The organism is Bacillus sp. JZ105 (assembly GCF_053903125.1).
On record NZ_CP096387.1, the window covers coordinates 3,123,472 to 3,145,700 of the forward strand.

General features: G+C 43.8%; 20 protein-coding genes. 2 read left to right on the forward strand and 18 right to left on the reverse strand.

The window, feature by feature from the left end:
• Nucleotides 1–57: 57 nt before the first annotated feature.
• From M1D81_RS16180 to M1D81_RS16220, 9 genes are all read right to left on the reverse strand, one after another.
• Entirely contained in the window at nucleotides 58–327 is a 270-nt protein-coding gene (locus M1D81_RS16180) for a hypothetical protein (RefSeq protein WP_024423498.1), read from the reverse strand.
• 257 nt (nucleotides 328–584) lie between these two features.
• A complete protein-coding gene (gene eno, locus M1D81_RS16185; RefSeq protein ID WP_003212752.1) occupies nucleotides 585–1,877 on the reverse strand; it encodes a phosphopyruvate hydratase in 1,293 nt (430 codons plus the stop codon).
• Between the two features lie 30 nt (nucleotides 1,878–1,907).
• Nucleotides 1,908–3,443, reverse strand: a complete 1,536-nt coding sequence (gene gpmI, locus M1D81_RS16190; RefSeq protein ID WP_456266360.1) for a 2,3-bisphosphoglycerate-independent phosphoglycerate mutase — start codon at nucleotides 3,441–3,443, stop codon at nucleotides 1,908–1,910.
• Nucleotides 3,436–4,197, reverse strand: coding sequence for a triose-phosphate isomerase (gene tpiA / locus M1D81_RS16195; RefSeq protein WP_017359213.1), 762 nt, complete (start codon nucleotides 4,195–4,197; stop codon nucleotides 3,436–3,438). The genes gpmI and tpiA overlap by 8 nt, the downstream gene beginning before the upstream one ends.
• Before the next feature lie 30 nt (nucleotides 4,198–4,227).
• Nucleotides 4,228–5,412, reverse strand: coding sequence for a phosphoglycerate kinase (locus M1D81_RS16200; protein ID WP_024426073.1), 1,185 nt, complete (start codon nucleotides 5,410–5,412; stop codon nucleotides 4,228–4,230).
• A 213-nt stretch (nucleotides 5,413–5,625) separates the two neighbouring features.
• Nucleotides 5,626–6,633 (reverse strand): type I glyceraldehyde-3-phosphate dehydrogenase, encoded by a 1,008-nt coding sequence (gap, locus tag M1D81_RS16205; RefSeq protein WP_007500174.1) that lies wholly within the window; start codon nucleotides 6,631–6,633, stop codon nucleotides 5,626–5,628.
• A gap of 31 nt (nucleotides 6,634–6,664) precedes the next feature.
• The gene (locus M1D81_RS16210) at nucleotides 6,665–7,702 is read right to left on the reverse strand and encodes a sugar-binding transcriptional regulator (protein WP_456266359.1); all 1,038 of its coding nucleotides are present in this window, start codon (nucleotides 7,700–7,702) and stop codon (nucleotides 6,665–6,667) included.
• 309 nt (nucleotides 7,703–8,011) lie between these two features.
• On the reverse strand, nucleotides 8,012–9,385 hold the full coding sequence (locus M1D81_RS16215) for an amino acid permease (protein WP_456267098.1): 1,374 nt from the start codon (nucleotides 9,383–9,385) through the stop codon (nucleotides 8,012–8,014).
• A 139-nt stretch (nucleotides 9,386–9,524) separates the two neighbouring features.
• Complete coding sequence (locus M1D81_RS16220) at nucleotides 9,525–10,718, reverse strand: ornithine--oxo-acid transaminase (protein WP_456266358.1); 1,194 nt, start codon at nucleotides 10,716–10,718, stop codon at nucleotides 9,525–9,527.
• Between the two features lie 198 nt (nucleotides 10,719–10,916).
• On the opposite strand from M1D81_RS16220, the gene M1D81_RS16225 reads away from it, so the two are divergent.
• Complete coding sequence (locus tag M1D81_RS16225) at nucleotides 10,917–12,359, forward strand: sigma-54 interaction domain-containing protein (protein ID WP_456266357.1); 1,443 nt, start codon at nucleotides 10,917–10,919, stop codon at nucleotides 12,357–12,359.
• Nucleotides 12,360–12,386: 27 nt separating this feature from the next.
• Here M1D81_RS16225 and M1D81_RS16230 read toward each other — a convergent pair whose 3' ends face one another.
• Both M1D81_RS16230 and rpoN read right to left on the reverse strand, forming a co-directional pair.
• Complete coding sequence (locus M1D81_RS16230) at nucleotides 12,387–13,124, reverse strand: FadR/GntR family transcriptional regulator (RefSeq protein ID WP_456266356.1); 738 nt, start codon at nucleotides 13,122–13,124, stop codon at nucleotides 12,387–12,389.
• 171 nt (nucleotides 13,125–13,295) lie between these two features.
• Entirely contained in the window at nucleotides 13,296–14,594 is a 1,299-nt protein-coding gene (rpoN, locus tag M1D81_RS16235; protein WP_456266355.1) for an RNA polymerase factor sigma-54, read from the reverse strand.
• A 70-nt stretch (nucleotides 14,595–14,664) separates the two neighbouring features.
• Between rpoN and yvfG the strand changes: the two genes are divergently transcribed.
• The gene (gene yvfG / locus M1D81_RS16240) at nucleotides 14,665–14,880 is read left to right on the forward strand and encodes a protein YvfG (RefSeq protein WP_024423509.1); all 216 of its coding nucleotides are present in this window, start codon (nucleotides 14,665–14,667) and stop codon (nucleotides 14,878–14,880) included.
• 164 nt (nucleotides 14,881–15,044) lie between these two features.
• On the opposite strand, the gene M1D81_RS16245 is transcribed toward yvfG, so the two are convergent.
• The 7 genes from M1D81_RS16245 to M1D81_RS16275 are packed head-to-tail and all read right to left on the reverse strand — an operon-like array spanning nucleotide 15,045 to nucleotide 22,216.
• A complete protein-coding gene (locus M1D81_RS16245) occupies nucleotides 15,045–16,223 on the reverse strand; it encodes a DegT/DnrJ/EryC1/StrS family aminotransferase (RefSeq protein WP_456266354.1) in 1,179 nt (392 codons plus the stop codon).
• Nucleotides 16,223–16,909: an acetyltransferase gene (locus tag M1D81_RS16250; protein WP_456266353.1), complete on the reverse strand. Its 687-nt coding sequence runs from the start codon at nucleotides 16,907–16,909 to the stop codon at nucleotides 16,223–16,225. The genes M1D81_RS16245 and M1D81_RS16250 overlap by 1 nt, the downstream gene beginning before the upstream one ends.
• Nucleotides 16,872–17,465 carry a sugar transferase gene (locus M1D81_RS16255; protein WP_456266352.1) on the reverse strand — a complete coding sequence of 198 codons (594 nt, stop codon included), beginning with the start codon at nucleotides 17,463–17,465 and terminating at the stop codon, nucleotides 16,872–16,874. The genes M1D81_RS16250 and M1D81_RS16255 overlap by 38 nt, the downstream gene beginning before the upstream one ends.
• Before the next feature lie 20 nt (nucleotides 17,466–17,485).
• Complete coding sequence (locus M1D81_RS16260) at nucleotides 17,486–19,000, reverse strand: MATE family efflux transporter (protein WP_456266351.1); 1,515 nt, start codon at nucleotides 18,998–19,000, stop codon at nucleotides 17,486–17,488.
• Nucleotides 19,001–19,028: 28 nt separating this feature from the next.
• Nucleotides 19,029–20,057, reverse strand: a complete 1,029-nt coding sequence (locus M1D81_RS16265; protein WP_456266350.1) for a polysaccharide pyruvyl transferase family protein — start codon at nucleotides 20,055–20,057, stop codon at nucleotides 19,029–19,031.
• 5 nt (nucleotides 20,058–20,062) lie between these two features.
• Complete coding sequence (locus M1D81_RS16270; protein WP_197202598.1) at nucleotides 20,063–21,085, reverse strand: glycosyltransferase family 2 protein; 1,023 nt, start codon at nucleotides 21,083–21,085, stop codon at nucleotides 20,063–20,065.
• Nucleotides 21,086–21,112: 27 nt separating this feature from the next.
• Complete coding sequence (locus M1D81_RS16275) at nucleotides 21,113–22,216, reverse strand: EpsG family protein (protein WP_456266349.1); 1,104 nt, start codon at nucleotides 22,214–22,216, stop codon at nucleotides 21,113–21,115.
• Nucleotides 22,217–22,229: the final 13 nt, after the last annotated feature.

Sequence of the window (22,229 nt, forward strand, 5' to 3'; positions counted from 1 at the left end):
ATATCCCTCCGTTTGTTTCAGATAGAACAGATGCCCTTGCATCTGTTCTCATCCCTGTTAAAAACCGCACTGGATTTTAACGTACATGCCTAATAATTTGAACTCACCTAAAAATTTGGAGCCTCGTCCAAAGGTCTTGCATGCCCAAATCAATGCTCCAAGTGAAATAATGCCCAATATAGCGGCAAGGACATAAATCCAAAATGCGTTTTTCTGTACATTCTTAGAAGTTAGAATTCGTTGCTTCCTTTCATCGTATGCCGCCAATAGGTGAAGAACATACATATATACACCTACTGGAAAACGAAGGCTAAAAGGATTCAGCATCTCATCACCCCCTAATATATGTAAAATGATACCACCCCCTTACAGAAAGCATAAGTTCATTTTAGATCATATTTTTAGACGATTTTTCATGATTTAGTGCTTATAAATAGAGAGGATTTTGCTTTCTTCTCTAACTGAAGGAGGATTTTTTACAGAAATAGGATAAGTCAAATGAATTAGCCAGCGGATTTCGCTTAACACAAAAAAACGCTGCGCCCCGCTCTCATGAAAGAGCGGAACGCAGCGCATAGCTGACATTATTTATTCAAGTTATAGAATGTTGCAATGCCGTGATATTGTGCTGTTTCAGCCAATTGATCTTCGATGCGAAGTAATTGGTTGTATTTCGCCACACGGTCCGTACGAGACGGAGCACCTGTTTTGATTTGTCCAGCGTTTGTTGCAACAGCGATATCTGCTATCGTGCTGTCTTCAGTTTCACCAGAACGGTGAGAGATAACAGCTGTGTATCCTGCGCGTTTTGCCATTTCGATTGCATCAAATGTTTCAGTTAATGTACCGATTTGGTTTACTTTGATCAGGATTGAGTTACCAACGCCGTTTTTAATTCCTTCAGATAGCTTCTTCGTATTTGTAACGAACAAGTCATCTCCTACTAGCTGAACCTTGCTGCCAAGGCGCTCAGTTAATAGTTTGTGGCCTTCCCAGTCGTTTTCATCAAGGCCGTCTTCGATAGAGATGATTGGGTATTTCGATACCATATCTTCATACCAGTCAACCATTTCTGCTGATGTTTTCACAACACCTTCGCCTGATAAATGATATTTACCGTCTTCTTTGTTGTAGAACTCAGAAGATGCAGCATCCATTGCAAGCTTCACTTCTTCACCTGGTTTGAAGCCAGCTTTTTCGATCGCTTCAACGATTGTTTGAAGTGCTTCTTCGTTAGAACCAAGGTTTGGAGCGAATCCACCTTCGTCACCTACAGCTGTGTTTAAGCCTTTTGCGCTTAATACAGATTTCAGGCTATGGAAGATTTGAGCGCCCATGCGAAGTGCTTCACGGAAGTTCGGTGCACCTACAGGCATAATCATGAATTCTTGAATGTCTACGTTGTTATCCGCATGCTCTCCACCGTTGACGATGTTCATCATCGGTACTGGAAGCGTTTTGGAGTTGAATCCACCAAGGTATTGATAAAGTGGAATTTGTAAGAAATCAGCAGCCGCACGTGCTACAGCGATAGATACGCCAAGGATTGCGTTTGCGCCTAATTTCCCTTTGTTTTCTGTTCCGTCAAGTTCGATTAACATTTTGTCAATCGCTACTTGTTCTGTTACATCAAAACCTAAAAGCTCTGGTGCAATGATTTCGTTTACGTTGTTTACAGCTGTCAGAACACCTTTTCCAAGGTAACGGTCTTTGTCTCCGTCACGTAGTTCTACTGCTTCATATTCACCAGTAGAAGCACCACTTGGAACAAGCGCACGGCCAAAGCCGCCAGATTCTGTGTAAACTTCTACTTCAACTGTTGGGTTACCGCGAGAGTCTAATACTTCGCGTGCATATACGTCAACAATGTATGGCATCGTTATTTCTCTCCTTTTGAATCAATTTTTTTATTTCTGAATTAATGATGTTCCTGTCATCTCTTTTGGTTTTTCAAGACCAAGTAAGTCTAAAAGCGTTGGAGATAGATCGGCTAAAATGCCGCCTTCTCTAAGCGTCACACCTTTTTTCGTCACGATGACTGGAACAGGATTCGTTGTATGTGCAGTATGCGGCTTTCCTTCTTCGGTAATCAGCACGTCTGCGTTACCGTGGTCTGCCGTGATGATGGCATGTCCGCCTTTTGCCAGGATTGCGTCGACTACAGCTCCTAAGCACTCATCTACTGCTTCAATGGCTTTGATTGTTGGCTCGAGCATACCTGAATGACCAACCATATCCGGGTTAGCAAAGTTCAGAATGATCGCATCATGCTTGTCAGCATTGATGTCTGCAACAAGTGCATCCTTTACCTCGTAAGCGCTCATTTCCGGCTTGAGGTCATAGGTTGCTACATCTGGTGAATTGATTAAGATGCGGTCTTCACCAGGAAATTCTTCTTCACGTCCACCGCTCATAAAGAACGTGACATGAGGATATTTCTCTGTTTCAGCAATCCGCAGCTGTTTCAATCCGTTTTGAGAAAGCACTTCTCCTACTGTGTTATCCAAATTCACTGGTTTGAAGGCAACATAACCATCAACCGTTTCACTAAAGTGTGTGAAACAGACGAAGTGTAAATTCTTCGGATGAGCTTCTCCGCGGTCAAACGAGCGGAAATCTGCATTTGTGAAAGTGTTCGAGATTTGGATGGCACGGTCTGGACGGAAGTTATAGAAAATCACAGAGTCGCCGTCGCTTACTTTGGCAACCGGCTCACCATTTTCTCTCGTAATGACAGATGGAATAACGAATTCATCGTAGATTCCATTTTCATAGGAGTCATCAACGACATCATAGATGTTTTGATAGCTTGGCCCTTCACCATATGCCATCGCGCGGTACGCTTTCTCCACACGATCCCAGCGTTTGTCACGGTCCATTGAGTAATAGCGTCCTGAAAGTGTTGCCACTTCACCGACACCGATTTCTTTGATTTGTTCTTCCAGCTGTTTCAAGTACACTTTGGCTGTCTTCTGACCAACATCACGTCCGTCCAAGAAGCCATGAATATATACCTTTGTTAACCCTTCTTTTTTCGCCAGCTTCAGCAGGGCAAAAAGATGCTGGATGTGACTGTGCACACCGCCGTCTGACAAGAGTCCAAATAAATGAAGCGCCTTGTCATTCTCTTTTGCATACGTCATTGCATCTAGGAACGTTTCGTTTTTCTCAAATTCCCCTTCACGAATGGCAACATTCACCCTTGTTAAGCTTTGATACACAATGCGTCCTGCACCGATGTTCAAATGCCCCACTTCAGAGTTCCCCATTTGACCTTCCGGGAGACCTACTGCCTCACCTGAAGCCGTTAAGGTTTGATGCGGAAATTCATTCCAGTAGCGGTCAAAGTTCGGTTTTTTTGCTTGTGCGACAGCGTTACCGACTGTTTCGCCTCTTAAACCGAACCCGTCTAAGATGATTAATGCAGCTGGTTTCTTACTCATATTGACCTTCCTCCAATAATTGAACGAAAGACTGAGGTTCTAAGCTTGCGCCGCCTACCAAAGCACCGTCAATATCGGATTCTGCCATATATTCTTTAATATTTGCCGGCTTCACGCTTCCGCCATATTGAATGCGAAGGCTGTCTGCCGCTTCTTGACCAAATTCGCTTGCAACGGTTTGGCGGATGTGTGCACAAACGTCGTTTGCATCTTTCGCTGTAGAAGATTTTCCTGTACCGATAGCCCAGATTGGCTCGTATGCAATCACAGATTCAGCAACTTGCTGTTTCGTTAAACCAGCTAGTGCTTTCTTCACTTGATCAGCGACAAGTTCATTTGTTTTGCCAGCTTCACGCTCTTCAAGCGTTTCACCTACACAAATGATTGGAACGATGCCATGCTTGAATGCAGCATGTGCTTTTTTGTTCACTGTTTCATCTGTTTCAGCAAAGAATTCACGGCGCTCTGAATGCCCAATCACTGAATAGCCGATGCCTAGATCTTTTAGAGCAGCAGGGCTGATTTCCCCAGTGAATGCACCATTTTCTTCAAAGTGCATGTTTTGTGCACCAATTTTAAGGTCTGTTCCGTTTGATAGGCTGTTTAGCTTTTCAAGGAAAAGAGCTGGCGCACAGACAATGGATTCCACTTTGTCAGGAGATGGAATAGATGACTTGACTTCTTCAACGAAGCTGACTGCTTCGCCAAGTGTTTTGTTCATTTTCCAGTTCCCAGCTATAATTGGTTTTCTCATGATTGACACTTCCTTATAGCAGTTTTGGTCTTATTTATCGTTTAATGCAGTAACACCAGGAAGTTCTTTGCCTTCCATAAATTCAAGTGAAGCGCCGCCGCCTGTAGAAATATGGCTCATCTGATCGGCAAGACCAAATTTCTCAACAGCTGCTGCTGAATCTCCACCGCCAATGACAGAATATGTATCTTTTGCTTCTGCCAGTGCTTCTGCGATAGCTTTTGTTCCTTTAGCGAATGCATCGATTTCAAATACACCCATTGGTCCGTTCCAGACAACAAGTTTGCTGTTTTTAATAACATCAGCATACTTTTCTCTTGTCTCTGTTCCAATATCAAGCGCTTCTAGATCACTTGGAATTTCAGAGATTGGCACAATGCTTGTATTCGCATCATTTGAAAAGTCGTCGGCTACCAGAACATCTGTTGGAATCAGGAAGTTCACGCCTTTTTCTTTTGCACGGTCCATAAAGGATTTCGCTAAATCGACTTTATCTTCTTCTAATAGAGATTTCCCTACCTCGTGGCCAAGTGCTTTCACAAATGTGTAAGCAAGTCCGCCGCCGATGATGAGGTTGTCCACTTTATCAAGAAGACTTTCAATCACACCAATTTTATCCTTTACCTTTGCGCCGCCGATAATCGCTGTAAATGGGCGATCAGGATTTGAAATGGCTTTCCCTAGAACCTCAAGCTCTTTTTGCATGAGGAAGCCTGAAACAGCCGGAAGATAAGCTGCAATACCAGCTGTCGATGCATGTGCACGGTGTGCAGCACCGAACGCATCATTGACATACACATCGGCTAAATCAGCAAATGCTTTTGATAATTCAGGATCGTTCTTTTCTTCACCAGGATAGAAACGAACGTTTTCAAGCACTAGCACATCTCCTTCTTTTAAGTCAGAGATTTGCTTTTTCACGTTGTCGCCGTAAGCTTCATCTGCTTTTTTCACTTCTTTTCCAAGAAGCTCTTGCAGACGTTTTGCCACAGGTGTCAGACGCAGTTCTTCAGTAACTTGACCCTTCGGACGACCCAAATGACTAGCTAGCAGTACCTTTGCGCCTTGTCCTGTTAAATACTCAATTGTTGGTAATGCTGCGCGGATACGAGTATCATCCGTCACTTCTCCGTCCTTCATCGGAACGTTAAAATCTACGCGGCAGAACACAACTTTACCTTTTACGTCAATGTCTTTTACTGATTTCTTATTCATGCTCGTCAGGAGATCCTCCTTTATTCTGGTTTCCTTACGCATTGGACAAGACTCTCTTTATCCTTTTCCCATTTTGCCCTCATCAAAACGAGAAATCGTGCAGAACGGATAAAAACAGAGAAAAAGGGAAAGGGATGCTTCCCCTTCCCTTGTCCGTCTTCATTATATCGTGTCTCTACGAAAGAACCAAGTGAGTTCCTTCAGTGTGAGAAATTAAAGACCTTGTTTTGCAATGTAAGCTGCAAGGTCAACAACGCGGTGAGAATATCCGCTCTCGTTATCGTACCAAGAGATTACTTTCACCATGCTGCCTTCCATCACCATTGTAGAAAGAGCATCGATTGTTGAAGAGTTTGCATTACCATTGTAGTCACCAGATACTAATGGCTCTTCGCTGTAGCCAAGGATTCCTTTAAGTTCTCCTTCAGCTGCTTCTTTAAGTGCTGCATTTACGTCTTCAGCTGTTACATCTTGGTTTAATTCAGCAACAAGGTCAACTAAAGAAACGTTCGGTGTTGGAACCCGCATAGCGCCACCGTTTAATTTACCTTTAAGTTCAGGCAATACAAGTGAAACAGCTTTCGCAGCACCTGTAGAAGTTGGGATGATGTTTTCCGCAGCTGCACGAGCACGACGGTAGTCTTTGTGCGGAAGATCAAGAATTTGCTGGTCATTTGTGTATGAGTGAACAGTTGTCATCATACCGCGTTTGATACCAAATTTATCGTTAAGTACTTTTGCAAATGGAGCTAAGCAGTTTGTCGTACAAGATGCATTAGAGATGACATCGTGGCTAGCTGCATCGTATTTGTCTTCGTTTACACCCATAACGATTGTGATATCTTCTTCGTTAGCAGGAGCAGAGATGATGACTTTTTTAGCGCCAGCTTCTAAGTGTTTCGCAGCGTCTGCACGTTTTGTGAAGAATCCAGTAGATTCAACAACGATTTCTACGCCTTGTTTACCCCAGCTTAATTTCGCAGGGTCACGCTCAGCTGATACTTCGATTGTTTTACCGTTCACTACTAAGTTTGTACCGTCTACAGAAACCTCTGCATCTAGTTTTCCGTGAACAGAGTCATATTGTAAAAGGTGTGCAAGCATGTTAGCATCTGTTAGATCGTTAACCGCTACTACCTCAACTTCAGGATTATTTAATGCTGCACGAAATACGTTACGTCCAATACGTCCAAATCCGTTAATACCGACTTTTACTGCCATGATGTTTCCTCCTTTTATAGGTCACAATGTTTTATATTGAGGGATCAATTGACTCCCTTAATAACTCTTTTGCGGCTCCTTCGTCTGTGACGAGAACCGTTCGGCGCGGTTTTTTGAAATAAGCTTCAATCGCCCCCGCCTTTGATGATCCACCTGCAACAGCAATGATGTGTGGAATGCTTTCTAGATCATCTAGCTGCATGCCGACGGAGTGCACTTTGTGTACGACCTCACCATCACGATTAAAGTAATAGCCAAAGGCCTCTGTCACTGCGTCATGCTCATCAATCTTTTTTAAATCTTCAGCTGGTGTATTTCGTCTCATCGCCATTGTTTTTGCTTCACCAATACCATGAATGAGCATCGTGGACGATTTAATCGTTTGAAGCACTTCTTTGACGGACGGCTCTTCAATAATGGAAGAGTAAGCACCTTCTGACAGCTGCCCTGGAACAAACAGCAGTTTGTAAGTACCGGAAGCTTTTTCAGCCATGTGGGCACAAATGGTGTTTGCCTGATTTTTTACATTCTCCCCAAGACCGCCTCTCGCAGGGACAAACATCGTATCGCGGTTTTTGGCATCAGGGGTCATCATTTCGGCAACGGCTTCCATCGTCGTTCCGCCAGTGACGGCGACGATATTATTTCCAGTAAACCTTTTTTTCATGCATTGGACAGCAGCTCTTCCCATTTCTTGCTTCACCCACGGGGATTCGTCACTGTCACCAGAAACGATTATGACTTCTTCCAGGCCTAACTTTCTCTTTAATGTATTTTCCAAAAAGGTTAAACCTAAAACGTCCTTCATCATTCCTTCAAGCATTTCAAGCAAAGCGTGACCCTCACTCGTCAGCATCATACCGCTCGTTTTCACATCCAGCAGATTTTGTTCTTTTAAAAACTGAACTTCAGCACGTAAGATGCGCTCACTGAGACCAAGACTTGTCGCAAGACTTCTGCGGCCAATCGGTTCAGCTAATCTGATGTACTGCAAAATGTCGTAGCGTTTTTGCATAACAATGAGAAGATCTGGCAATAATTTTTTTTGAGCTTCCAATAAACGATTCATGGCTAACGACCCTTCCTTTTCACGTTGGACTAAAAACGTCCCACTGTGACAAAAAACGTCCCGCCACAGCCAAAAAAAATCAATCCCTGCTTTCTTTAATTATTTTAACAGGATAATCTTGCATTTTCAACTCTTACAAACACATTTAGACAAAAAATAGACACATTTTCACCGATAGCCTGCTTGTCATCAAGGTTCTTGCGATGATATTTCTTTTCAAAATATTTATTTTCTTTTATATAGAATGTATTCACGATGGAAAATGTGCATGCTGGTGATATGAGCATGCACATTTTTTTCAGGACCTGCTTATGTTTTTGTGATGGTTCCAAACTGTTTTGCCTCTTCCTTCGGTTTGATTTTGAGATAATAAATAATGTAGCAGGCAGCCATGAACGGGATTCCGCAATAAAGACCGATCCGCTGATCCTCTATAAAAAATAAGCTGATGAGGACAATGCCAAATGCGATAAAGCCTGCTAGTGGAACAAATGGATAGAGCGGTGTTCGAAAGACAAGATCCTTTACATCTCCGCCCGCCTTTATGAATTGTTTTCTAAAGAAATACTGAGACAAGCAAATAGACATCCACACCACAACAAGAACCATACCAGAAATAGAAATGAGCCACACATACACCGTTTTTGGTGCCACAACACTTGTCAGCAGAGATAGTGCAGATACACCCATTGTCACCAATAGTGCATTGATCGGAATTTTACGCTTGGACAGCTTTTTCGTAAAGTCAGGTCCTTTCCCGTCTTTCGACAGCGCCCAAAGCATACGCGATGATGCATATAATCCAGAGTTTGCTACAGATAAGACGGCTGTGATGATGATAAAATTCATGATATCTGCCGCATATGGTATACCGACCTTGTCCAGCACGACGACAAACGGGCTGTCGACAGTGCCTGCTGTCTGCCACGGAAGAAGTGCGGCCAGAACCGCAATAGATAAAACGAAAAAGACCATCGTTCTCCAAATAATATTTCGTATAGAACGAGGCAATGTTTTTTCAGGGTTTTCACTCTCTCCTGCTGCAATCCCTACAAGTTCTGTTCCTTGAAAGGAGAAATTGACCGTGACCATGGTTAATAAAATAGCAAAAATGCCGTTAGGAAATAGTCCGCCATGATCCGTCAAATGACGAAATAGAGGGGCTGGTTCTCCATCTTTCAGATGAATCATTCCGAAAATTGCGCCAATTCCAATGATAATAAATAATAGGATGGCAGCGACCTTAATGGCTGAAAACCAAAACTCGGTTTCAGCGAAGCTGCGAGCTGAGATGGCATTCACGGCAAATAAAATGACGCTAAATGCAAGACACCAAAGCCAAACAGGGATATCTGGGAACCACCTTTGGAGCAAAATGCCTGCTGACGTAAACTCCAGTCCAATTGTACATGCCCAGCTAAACCAATAAAGCCAGCCGATCATAAAGCCTGTGGACGGACCTATATATTTTGTTGCATACTCCTGAAAGGAACCCGCTGTCGGCATCGCCACTGCTAATTCTCCAAGACAGAGCATCACCAAATACATTAACAATCCGCCAATGATAAAGGATAGAATGGCTCCCCCGGGTCCAGCCTGATGGATAATGAGTCCTGACCCAAGGAAAAGACCAGTACCAATGACGCCGCCTAAGGCAATCATAAAGAGATGCCTGCTTTTCATGGAACGTTCTAGTTCATTATGCTGTTCTTGGTTCAAATCCGCTTCCCCACTTTCACTTTTCTATTCATCATCCTTTGACAAAATTCGCTGTTCGTTGAAAGAGAAAGGGAGAAAGTGAAGGTTTCTCCCCCTTTGACATTTATGCTTGAAATAATGCTTCAATATGACCAATCGCCCAGTCTAAATCTTCTTTAGATATCGTGAGAGGCGGTGCAAAGCGGATGACGGTCTCATGGGTTTCCTTACATAACAGTCCTGCTTGTTTCAGCTTCTCACAATAAGGTCTCGCTGCCTCTGTCAGCTCCATGCCGATAAATAATCCGCGGCCGCGCACTTCTTTGATGACAGGACTTTGAATGCGCGTGAGTTTGTCTTTTAAGTATTCGCCAAGCTCCATAGAACGCGCTGCAAGGTTTTCATCGATTAAGACATCCAGTGCAGCCAGCGACACCGCACACGCAAGAGGATTTCCGCCGAAGGTAGAGCCGTGAGATCCAGGGTTAAACACACCTAATATATCGCGGTTTGCGACCACACACGAGATTGGGAATACACCGCCGCCTAAAGCTTTCCCAAGAATCAGCATATCTGGCTCAATGTCTTCCCAGTCACATGCAAACATCTTGCCTGTTCGTGCTAATCCGACCTGAATTTCATCCGCAATGAATAGCACATGTTCCTTTTCACAAAGCGACTTCGCTTCCTTCAAGAAGCCTTCTGGCGGCATGACAATTCCCGCTTCTCCTTGAATAGGTTCGATCAGAAAAGCCGCTGTTTGTGGTGTGATGGCTTCACGTAACGCTTCAATATCTCCGTAAGGAATCAGTTTAATGCCTGAAAGCATTGGACCGAAACCTCTTTGATATTCTGCTTCAGAAGAAAGGGAAACAGCCGTCATCGTTCTGCCATGGAAGTTACCGACGCACGCAATGATTTCTGCGCGATTATCTTCGATTCCCTTGACGTCATAGCCCCAGCGTCTTGCTGCTTTTACGGCTGTTTCTACAGCCTCAGCGCCAGTGTTCATCGGGAGTGCCATCTCTTTATTCGTCAGTTGACAAATTTTCTCATACCAAGGGCCAAGCTGATCATTGTGAAAAGCTCTTGAAGTCAGTGTCACACGGTCTGCCTGTTTTTTGAGCGCCTCAATAATGCGGGGATGGCGATGCCCTTGGTTCACTGCGGAATACGCACTCAGCATATCCATATATCGATTGCCTTCAGGGTCTGTCACCCAAACTCCTTCAGCCTCTGAAATCACAATTGGCAGCGGATGATAGTTTGCCGCACCGTATTGTTCCGTTTGTTGTATCAATTCATTTGTCTGTGTCATCGTCTATTCCTCCTTCTATAAACTACCCTCTTTTATCTTCACACATATGATATGCAAGGATCGTGCCAACTTTCTGCCCGCATTATGGCGGTGATTGATCTGGTTCTTTACGCAAAATATTTTTGCATATGCCAAATTTTTTAGAGGAAACCGCAAAATTTTTCATGTAAAATAGAGGTAACGTCTGGAGGTGCTTCAATGAAAGAAGATCAGTATACTGCAAAGCTGGAAAATGAGATTGATCTGTATAAACAAATGCTTGATTTAATAGATGTCGGGGTTCATGCAATTGACGAGAATGGCAATACTGTTGTTTATAATAAAAAAATGATGGAGATTGAGTCTTTGAAACGCTCTGATGTTCTCCATAAAAATGTATTAGATCTCTTCGTCTTCCAAGACGAAATGCACAGTACGCTTGTCCAAGCGCTGCGTACCGGGAAACAAACCGTTCATGCAAAGCAGACGTATCATAATTACAATGGAAAAGAAATCACAACGATTAATCATACATACCCGCTCGTTCGAGACGGCCTCATCCAAGGAGCGGTTGAAATTTCGAATGATGTGACCAAGCTGGAACGGCTGATTCATCACAATATGAAGAAAAAAGGAAGCACGCGCTTTACCTTTGATTCCATTATTGGACAAAGCCCTGCGTTTTTAGAGGTGATTGAGCATGCAAAACGAGCGACACGCACCTCTTCCTATGTGCTCATTGTTGGAGAAACAGGGACGGGAAAAGAACTATTTGCGCAAAGTATTCATAACGGCAGCAGCCGGTCATCTGGACCATTTATTACCCAGAATTGCGCGGCACTGCCTGATAATCTTATTGAAAGTCTGCTTTTTGGTACACAAAAAGGGGCTTTTACAGGCGCAACTGATCAGCCCGGCTTATTTGAACAGGCGCAGGGAGGTACACTGCTGCTTGATGAGATCAACTCATTAAATCCTAGTCTTCAAGCAAAACTGCTGCGTGTATTACAGGAGAAACGTGTGAGAAGACTTGGCAGCACAAAAGAAATCGCTGTTGATGTAAGAGTCATTGCCAATATGAATGAGGATCCTGTAGATGCAATCGCAGGCGGACGCATGCGCAAGGATTTATTTTATCGACTGGGTATTGTCACCTTATTTATTCCGCCGCTTTCTGAGCGAAAAGAAGACATTCCTACATTTGTCAGTCATTTTATTCAAAAATATAATGAGCTGTTTCAAATGAAGGTGAAGGCGGCTGATGAAGAGGTACTAGACCTTTTTCAAGCGTATGATTGGCCGGGTAATGTACGAGAACTGGAGCATGTGATTGAAGCGGGGATGAATATGATGATGGATGAGGATTACTTATGCATGCATCACCTTCCATATCATTTTAGATTTAAACATAGGGAAGGCCGTCCTGCAGCGCAATTACAGACGAATCCTTTGCAGCATACCGCAGCAGCTGACACGTTTATTTATACAAGCCCAGAACATACGACTGATTTTCAAACCCAAATGGAACGATTCGAAAAACAATACATCGTCCATTACTTAGAAAAAATGGACGATAATATTTCACAGACTGCAAAGTTATTGGGCATGAGCAGGCAAAGTCTGCAATATCGCATGAAAAAACTGCATATTTCTCGTTCATAATAGAGCTGTGCCCTCATTCGGCACAGCTTACTGTGGTTCTGACTGTCCTGCCGGTTCTTGACTCACATCACTCAGCAGTTTTTCTACATTTTTTAAATGCGTGAGCATCGCTCTTTCTGCTTCTTCTGGCTGTCTTGCCATGACGGCTTTGTAAATGTGTTCATGTTCTTTGTAAAGCTGCCGAATGGAGCCTTTCCTTGAAAATAAGACGACTTTTCTCGTTTCCCGCATTGTTTCTACCAGCAAGGTGGAGACCTGATTCATTAACGCTTTTAATAAATCATTCTTTGAGGCTTTGGCTAAAGCGAGATGAAATGCGAGGTCTGCCTCTTCACCAGTTTCTTTATGTGCTTCTGCGAGTTTCATTTGTTCGAGTGCCTCACGCAGCTGATGAAGGTCATCGTCCGTTCGCAAGAGCGCTGCCTTTTTGACAGCACCCGTCTCAATAATGGATCTTAATTCAAGGAGCTGTGTGAGATCATGCTGCTTCATCAAAAATGCAGGAGATAAACTAAATGTGAGCTGCTCAGGATCGAACTGCTTCACATACGTGCCTTCCCCTTGCTTCATCTCTATTAATCCGATCGCTTTGAGAGCAGACAGTGCCTCTCTTACAGCGGAACGGCTGACTTGAAAGCTTTCTGAAAGCGCTTGAACCGAATCTAATTTTTCCCCTGGAAGAAGCTCACCTGTACGAATGGATTCTATTAATGCATCCGCAATTTCTTCATATATTTTTTTCGTTTTGATTTGTTTATATTTCAATTGGTCTCACCTCATCACTGTTGTCTATCCCTATCGGCTCATGCCCTATCTTATACTTTACCCCAAAATTTCCGATCACACGTCCCCCCTCTTTAATTTTCAAGAAATCTTCGAGCTGCCTTGCTTTCAACAAAAAAGAAGCACGTGCCATGTTCTGGCAAGTACTTCTTTTTAATCATATCGCTTCCGCAGCGTAGAGGCCGGAAGATTCATTTGTTCGCGATATTTTGCAATGGTTCTGCGCGACGCACGGATACCAAATGTTTGTTGAAGCAGTGTCATGATTTGCTGATCTGAATACGGTTTTTTCTTGTTTTCCGTTTGGATGAGCTCTGCAATGTGCGTTTTGACTGTGTAGCTGGACGCCTCTTCTAGCGAATGCCCTTCTAATTTCGCTTGGAAAAATTGTTTCATTTCCATAAGACCATAAGGGGTTTGCACCATTTTCCCTTTTACAGTCCGGCTGACTGTTGACTCATGGACTTGCAGTATATCTGCAATCCGCTTCATTGTAAGCGGTTTCATTTTATGTTTCCCTGTTAGAAAAAAATCGGTCTGATGTGAGATAATCTCACGAACGACATGAGTCATCGTTTGCTTTCTTTGCTTCAGCGCTTGGACAAGCCAATTGTACTGCTGCTCTTTTTCCTTTAAATACGCATATGCTTCGTGCCGCTTTTGGTCTTGAATCATGGCGAAGTAGCCTTCATTCATTTCTACGTCTGGAAAAGCGCGCTGATTCAGCTCAAAAGTGATGTGATCCTGCACCACAATAATCGTCACATCAGGCTCTATATACACATGCTCTTCATCAAATGAGAAATGAAAACCTGGTCTTGGTTCAAGCTGAGACACTTCATCTTGTACCGCCTGGAGTGTTTTCATTGAAACACCTGTTTTGGCCGCAATTTCCTTCCAAGCCTTTCTAGCAAAAAGAAAGAAATGCTCTTTGATGATCAGCTCGGCTTCATACCAGCGCTTCTTTTTCCTTCTCAGCTGAAGGAGGATGCATTCCTGTAATGATCTTGCGCCAATCCCGGCAGGCTCCAGCGATTGCAGCTGATGAAGGACAGCTTCTACTTCTTCAGCTGGCACCTCTAAAACAGCTGCCATTGCGTCAATCGGTTCATTTAGATAGCCATTGGAATCAATGGAGTCAATCATAAAGTGAAAGATTCTTTGATTCTTTTCACTTAAATTCAAATCAATCGCCTGTCTTTTTAAAAACATTTGCAGGCTTTCTTTTTGATGCGTTCGATACGGCTCTGTCATTCGATCTTGTGATTTTTTATGATAAACTGGTTGATAGCTGTCCGTGTCTTTCCGCTCAATCAGAGGGTTCTCAAGCGCTAACTGGTCAAGATACTCGCCGAGCTCTGCGCAATTCAGCTGCAGCAGCGTAATGGCCTGCCTAAGTTCTTGTGTGAGCACCTGCTTTAATACCTGTTCTTGTTGCAGTTTAAGGCTCATTGTCTCCCCTCCCTCTCATCATTTTACATGAAGATTGACGGACCGTATATACGAAATAGGAGTGATTTCTATGTCTGAACTTTTTTCCGTTCCATACTTTGTCGACAACTTGAAGCAGCACATCGCCATGAACCAAAATGAAGACAAGGTTCATGCGATGAATGCCTATTACCGCTCAGTGGTGTCAACGCTTGTTCAAGACCAGCTGACCAAAAATGCGGTTGTATTGAAGCGAATTCAGCATCTTGATGAAGCCTATCAAAAAGTGAAAAAAGAAAGCGAATGAACGAAAAAGAACACCCTTTTGTCAAGATGACAAAGGGTGTTTATCATATGCAAAAAGCTTCTGATCCAGCCTCGATTTATACATCATCAAGAAATCAGAATATTTAAAACGAAATGACAACACTCCATAAATTGAGGAATTTGATAGTAAGAGAGGCAGGCTGCTTACGAATGAGCAGCCTGTGAAGAGGTAAATGTTTTTTCTCGCAGCATGTCATGGAGTATATGGATGATACGCTCCTGATCTGCATCTGTCATGCTCGTTCCAGACGGAAGACAAAGCCCCCGCTCAAATAACAGCTCAGATACAGGAGTGCCTTTTTCCGCAGTATAAAAAGGGCAGTGACGAAAGAGCGGCTGCTGGTGCAGCGGCTTCCATACATGCCTTGCTTCGATTTGTTCTTTTTCTAAAGCACCAATGATATCTGCTGGAGACAATTGTGTGTCACGATCAATGGTCAATGCCGTCAGCCAGCGGTTGGATTTGGTTTCTTGATATTCTGGCATCAAATGAAGACCCTCTGCTTCTGATAAAGCGTCCTGATAACGCTGAAAAATGCGGCGCTTTTGTTCAACACGCTCGTCCAGCACTTCCATTTGAGCAATCCCGACCCCTGCTAAGAGGTTGCTCATGCGATAGTTGTATCCCATCTCTTGATGCTCATAGTGCATCGCTTGCTCTCTGGCCTGTGAAGCAAGAAAGCGGCATCGTTCAATCGCAGCTTCATCATCACTCACAAGCATTCCGCCCCCTGATGTTGTAATGATTTTATTTCCATTAAAAGAATAGATACCGAACTTGCCCATTGAGCCGCTTTTTCTTCCTTTATAAAGCGCACCTAACGATTCAGCCGCATCCTCAATGACTGGTACATCATATGCTTCACACAGAGCCATGATCTCGTCCATTTTTGCACTTTGTCCATATAAATGGACAACGATAACCGCGCGAGGTTTTTTCCCAAGACGTTTTGATTCAAGTAAGGCTTTCTCTAAAGCAAGCGGGCACATATTCCATGTCTCCCTTTCAGAATCAATAAAAACAGGCTCCGCTTGTTCATATAAAATCGGATTTGCCGTTGCAACAAACGTGAGGGTGGAACAAAAGACAATGTCTCCTTTTTGCACACCTATCAGCTTTAAAGCAAGGTGAATCGCTGCTGTTCCTGAAGATAAAGCCGCTCCTGTCTTCACTCCTGCATAGTCCGCCACTGCCTGTTCAAATTCATTCACAAGCGGTCCAAGCGGCGCAATCCAGTTGCTCTTGAAAGCTTCCTCTATTTTGAAAGACTCTTTTCCGCTCATATGCGGAGGAGATAAGTAAATTCGCTTCCTTTCTTTCATCACTTTCCACCTTCTTTCCGATCTTTGATTTCCATTGCAGGAATTCCTACAGCGACCTTATGATCATGTATATCTCTTGTCACTGCCGCTCCAGCACCAATGACAGACCAGCTTCCAATCGTTGTACCGGGTGTCACCACGGCACCAGCCCCAATATGGGCACCTTCCCGCACGGATACACCGCCAGTCAGCACCGCGCCTGGTGACAGGTGCACAAACGATTCGAGTATACAGTCATGCTCGGCGATAGACCCTGTATTTATAATCGTATGCTCACCGATGGCTGCATCTGCTTGAACCACTGCCCTTGCCATCACAACAGTCCCCCTTCCAATGACAGCTGACGGACTCATGACCGCCTCTGGGTGAATGAGTGTGGCATATTCTGTGTCTTCAAATGAGAGGCGTTCCTTCATGAGCTGTCTGATCTCATTTTGTCCGATCGCAATCAGCCATTTCATATGAGGCATTGTCTCTCTCAGCTGCTCACTCATGGAGATCGGTCCATACAAAATCCCGCTTTGAGTGACCGCCTCTTCAAAATGATCATCTAATACCGCATATAATGAGAAATCGGCATGTGCAAAAATGAGATCTTGAATGACTTTGCTATGTCCTCCGGCCCCAATTAAACCAATGGTTTGCTTCTTACATATCGGTTCCTTTAAATTTTTCAGCTGTGGCATGATCTGGCTGCTGCACCCCCTCTGTTTTCATGACTTTCAGCAAGGTCATCCATAAAATTTTCATATCGAGCCAAAACGATTGATGCTCGACATACCAAAGGTCATAGGTGAATTTCTCTTCCCATGAAAGCGTGTTTCGGCCGTTCACCTGTGCCCATCCTGTTATGCCGGGCTTCACAAGATGACGCCTTGCTTGTTCTTCTGTATACATAGGCAAATACTCCATTAAAAGCGGCCTTGGCCCGACGAGACTGAGCTCTCCTTTGAGTACATTGACAAGCTGCGGCAATTCATCAAGACTAAGCTTTCGAATCAAGGCGCCGGTTTTTGTTAATCGCAGATGATCTGGCAGCAGCACCCCATGTTCGTCGCGTTCATCGGTCATCGTCCGAAATTTATATAGCATAAAAGGCCGGCCATATAGACCAGGCCGCTTCTGCCGAAACACCACAGGCGTTCCAATTTTCCATCTAATCAATCCATAGATGAGAAGAAAAAGAAGACTGCCTGCGATGAGCAGCGTCAATGACACCGTCACATCTATCATTCTTTTCATCATTGCATCTCCTTTTCATATTAGCGGGAGACCGCATGTTTTACCTTACGCATCAGCTGCATCCGCTCTCGTTTCGTTCCTGCAAACAGATACAAGTAGCCCATATAGAGAATGAAACAAAGCCCTCCAATACAAAACAGCTCCCACCATGAAGTCACGTTATATACCGCCTGAATCCCCGCACAGATGCCCCAAATAAATAGCCCTCCAGCAAGTGGAACCAGTGTATGTTTATAAAAGATAGTGCGTTTCTGATTCGTGATCCTGGCCGTATAAAATGGCAGAAACACAATATTTTTAATCAATAAAACCGTTGCCCCCGCTGATGCAATGCCATATAAACCAAGCTGCAGCAGATGAGTCAATCCATAGGCAAAAAGCACATTAGACACACCTAATATAAGGGTGACAACTGCAGGAACTTTCAATCGATTAAACACGGTCGGCACATATGTGAGCGGTAAAAACATCAAGGTCAAACATAAATAAGCCGCATGAATCATAAGGAGCCATTTCAGCTCCTCAAAAGCAGGCCCAAGCCATAAAAGCATGAGCGGACCAGCGAGGCCTCCTAGAAGTGCGGCTGGGAACGCCACAAATAAGCCGCTCCACTTGATGGCGTTTGCAGCATATTGAATGAGTCCCTCTTTGTCCTGATTCGAATAAAATTTCGTGATCGTGGGTGCAAACACAACGGCCAGTGTTCCTGCCAGTGTGCGTAATAATAATGGAAACTGTAAAATTGCCGCATACTGGCCCGTCGCTTCAGCTCCAATGAGCAAGTTGGTCATCAATAAATCAATTTGTAAAAACAACAAAATCCCCATTTGCTCAAATGAATGCCAGACCCCTGATCGAACAAGAGTGAGACTAGACGATAATGAGACGTGCCTCCACTTAAACGAAAACCAAGGGATGAGTTTCTTAAAATAATAGATACCGATTCCCATAGCCGCTAAGCTTCCTATGACGGCCGCAAGCGGGATATGCCAAATGGCTGGTGTCGTCCATGTAAACAGGATGACAATCATCAGCGACCTCAAAAACATTTGAATCGCCTGTCCAACACTTGATACATAGAGCTTATTCGCATAAAACGGGGCAGCCCCAATGCCAGACATGACAAAATTGAGCATAAATAAAAGACCCCCTAAAATAAAGGCGGTCTGTGTGTCTTTCACGAGATGAACAGGCACATGAAGCCACTCAATCAGCTGTTGAGACATGAAAAGACAAAGCAAAAAGAGACAAATAGATAGTAAAAACGAACTGACGAAATAGGAAGTGAGATAGCGCTGCGCCTTCTCCATCTCCCCTTTATGAGCCGCCACAGAAAAAAAACGCACAACAACCGCACTTAACGAAGCCGTAATGACCGATAAATAGTTGATCATATTTTGTGTCAGATGGATTAAGCCGAATGCTTCCACTCCAAGCGTATGAACAATATAAGGTGTTAAACAAACAGACATAAGCATCATCAGGACAAACGTGATTAAGTTCGCACTGGCATTATAAAGAAACGCTCGATTCATTGTGCTTTCACGCAGCGTTTAAGAGCCCTCATCCCGCTTCCTCTCCCTTTTGACCGCTTGTTTTCATCAGCTGATGAACGGCCTCTTTCACAGCGGCCTCATTTGGTTCTTTTAAAAGGGTCATAAACGGAAGGTGAGCCACCCACTCAAATCCCTCCATCACCTTATGATCAAACGATCTCAGGACAACACACGGTGTATGAGTGATCGCACAAAAGATCATGCCATGCAGACGATCTGTCACGACGACCTGTGCTTGTTTTAACTCCGTCCACAAAGCCGTTAACTCCTCTAAGCGAGTTGTTCGATCGACTCGTCTGCCAATTGTCGTTGTGATCAAACCGACTTGATCATATGTCTCTTGAATATGCTGCTGCAGCTGCTGGCGCTCCTCCTTTGTGAGATATGCTTCTTGATCCTCACGCAGACAAAGCAGAACCCCTTCACGTGTTTCATCCTTTGATGATTCATCTAATGACAGCACCATATCAGGCTGTTTCCACACATTTTGATCAGGAAAATGCTGCTTCATCCATTCATAGGTTGTTTGATCTCTTGCCATGAGGAGCAGTCTTGGATGCTGACTATACGTGTGAATGGCACGGCGTTCCTCTCGTTTCCCTCTCTTTGTTTCTGTAAAATGTACAGTAGCAGGCAGCTGGATCATGGGATAGGACTTGAAGGTCTTGATGATAAATTGTCTCGTCCATTCTTCGTACCGGTATAAATCCCCCATATTGCCCCCACCGATCATACAGACGATGTCTTCTGGATGCCGGCTGCGCTTTAGCGGACGGGCAAGGCGGTAGATCTCTTTCATGTCCACTTCTATGATGTCATAGGCTGGAAAGTGTTTCTTTAAAAAACAAAAACTCGCATAGGCAATCGCATGATCCCCTAAATTATCATGGCCCGGCAGCAGCGTGAGAATGATTTTCTTCTGATGACTCAGCTCTGGCAGCCTTTGGCGGCTCAGTTTATACTCAAGCGGATATTTGACCTTTAAGAGCAGCCACTCTGCGGTTTTTGCCTTCAATTGCTGCACTGTCAATCCCATCACCCCTATTTCCTTGTCTGATATTCGATCCATTTTTGATAGCTAGAAGCCGCGGCAGAAAGCGGATAAACCAATCGGCACTTAGCAAGAAATAAAATCATTCGCTTTCGTACTGTGAGCTTCGATGGTTCCACTTGTTTGACGGCATGCTGAAAAGCATCATGTGTGACCATTTCACGCATGTGATCAAGCTTTTCCTTAATAGAGAGATCATTTTGGCTCTTCCATTCGTTGAGCATACAATGAAGCGTATGATTGACGATAAAAAAGTCTAATGCCTTCTCATACAGAGAGATGTCATCATGCTCTTTTAAAAACGAGCGCTGTGCATGATAAAAGGTCAGTCCATGATGAAAATACTGCTTCTGATATCGCTGTACAATAGATGACAGATGAACCCTGTAATAATAAAGAGGCTCATGAACAAAAGCGATACTGCGTGCTAAAGAAAAACAGCGCAGCGTCACATATTGATCTTCAATGTTCTCTAGCTCACCCCGCAGCGGAAATCGAATGTGGTGATTTTCCATAAAGGCACGCCGATACAGCTTATTCCATGAGAATCCAGTCAAGTCTCCGTGTAATAACGCTTTGATTACATCCGTTTTTTCGGCTGAGCGCTTGTCTAACAGCGTCGTTGCTATCGTTCGCTTTGACTGTTCAAATTGAATCCAATACTCGCTCACAACAAGATCTGCCCCGGTCATTTCGGCTTTTTCATACATAGCTTCACAGTAATGAGGAGCGAGAATATCATCTGAATCCACAAAGGCGAGATACGTCCCTTTCGCTTCCTCGATGCCCCGGTTTCTCACAGCGCCTAACCCTTGATTGGATTGATGGATTACCCGGAAACGCTCATCACGCTCAGCAAATGCTTCAAGCCATTCACCGCTGCGGTCGGTCGATCCATCATTGATCAGAATGACTTCTATATCAGAAAAGCTTTGATCTGCAATTGATTGAAGACATTGCTCCACATATTGACTCGTATTGTAAACTGCGACCAATAGACTGATAGCTGGCATTACAGCATGCCCCACCTTTCTTCAAATCTACTTATTAAATATCGTTCTATACGGCAAAACCGAAGAATCGAACGGCATCAGCATGATGCTGTACAGAATATAGCAAACAGCAATCCCTACATACATAAACACATTAGACCGCTGATCAAAAATGCGTGTGAAATATGGCAGTAAAATGAGCTGATACAAGCCAAAATAAATATGAAACCTTGCATAAATGACATCCTTCGTTGCAAGAATGCCAAACAAGAAACCAAGCAAACAAAAATTCACAATGTAATCACTCTCAGGCGTCAGCTCACGAAGTCGTTTTCGATAAAAGAAAGCAAGGAGAAGCGGCAAAATCAAGACACCGATTTTTGTCACATTCATTCCGTTCGTATTCGTTGTGAGCCATTCCTCGTAATGACCATATGAACTGCCTTGCAGCATCACGACAAACACTGAGACAAAACGGTCATAAAGAGCGGTTAAGCCTAAGAACACCAAGCATAAGACCAGCATCATCCAAGACCAAGCCTTTGTTCTCACAATAAAATACACAGGAATCATGATGAGAGCGGATGAATGAAACAATGAACATACAAGGACGAGCGGAAAATATAATTTCCACTGGCCATTGATCACCAACCGAATGGCGTAAAAGAGGATCGCTGCCACCATATACTGACGCATGCCATTAAACGACGCATAATAATGAAAGGTCCCAAGAAAAAGCAGCATACTCAGTTCAAATGGACGGCCATATTGAACAAGCGTCTTGATGATAAAAAAATAAGTAATGGCTCCGACTGAGATATACATGATTTGCGGATCATGAGACAGTTGATTAAGCATCCATAAAATAAATGTAAACCCCGGATCCGTTGCAGCCTTATCCACACCGAATCCGAATATATGCCAAGGCTTTTCGTAGTTGATGGAGAACTCATACATCTGGCCATATGTGACAAAATCGGTTCCTACTTTATACCGAATACCAGCTACGATACAAAGAAACAGAAACGGAAAAAACACCAGAAGCTGATTAGGCCGCCATCCGCTTTGAATGGTATCATCACGCCTGCCGTAAAATGCGGCAAAGCTCGACCATAAATAGACCATGATCATGTTCACCAAATAAACCGCCATCTGCCTTTCCTTC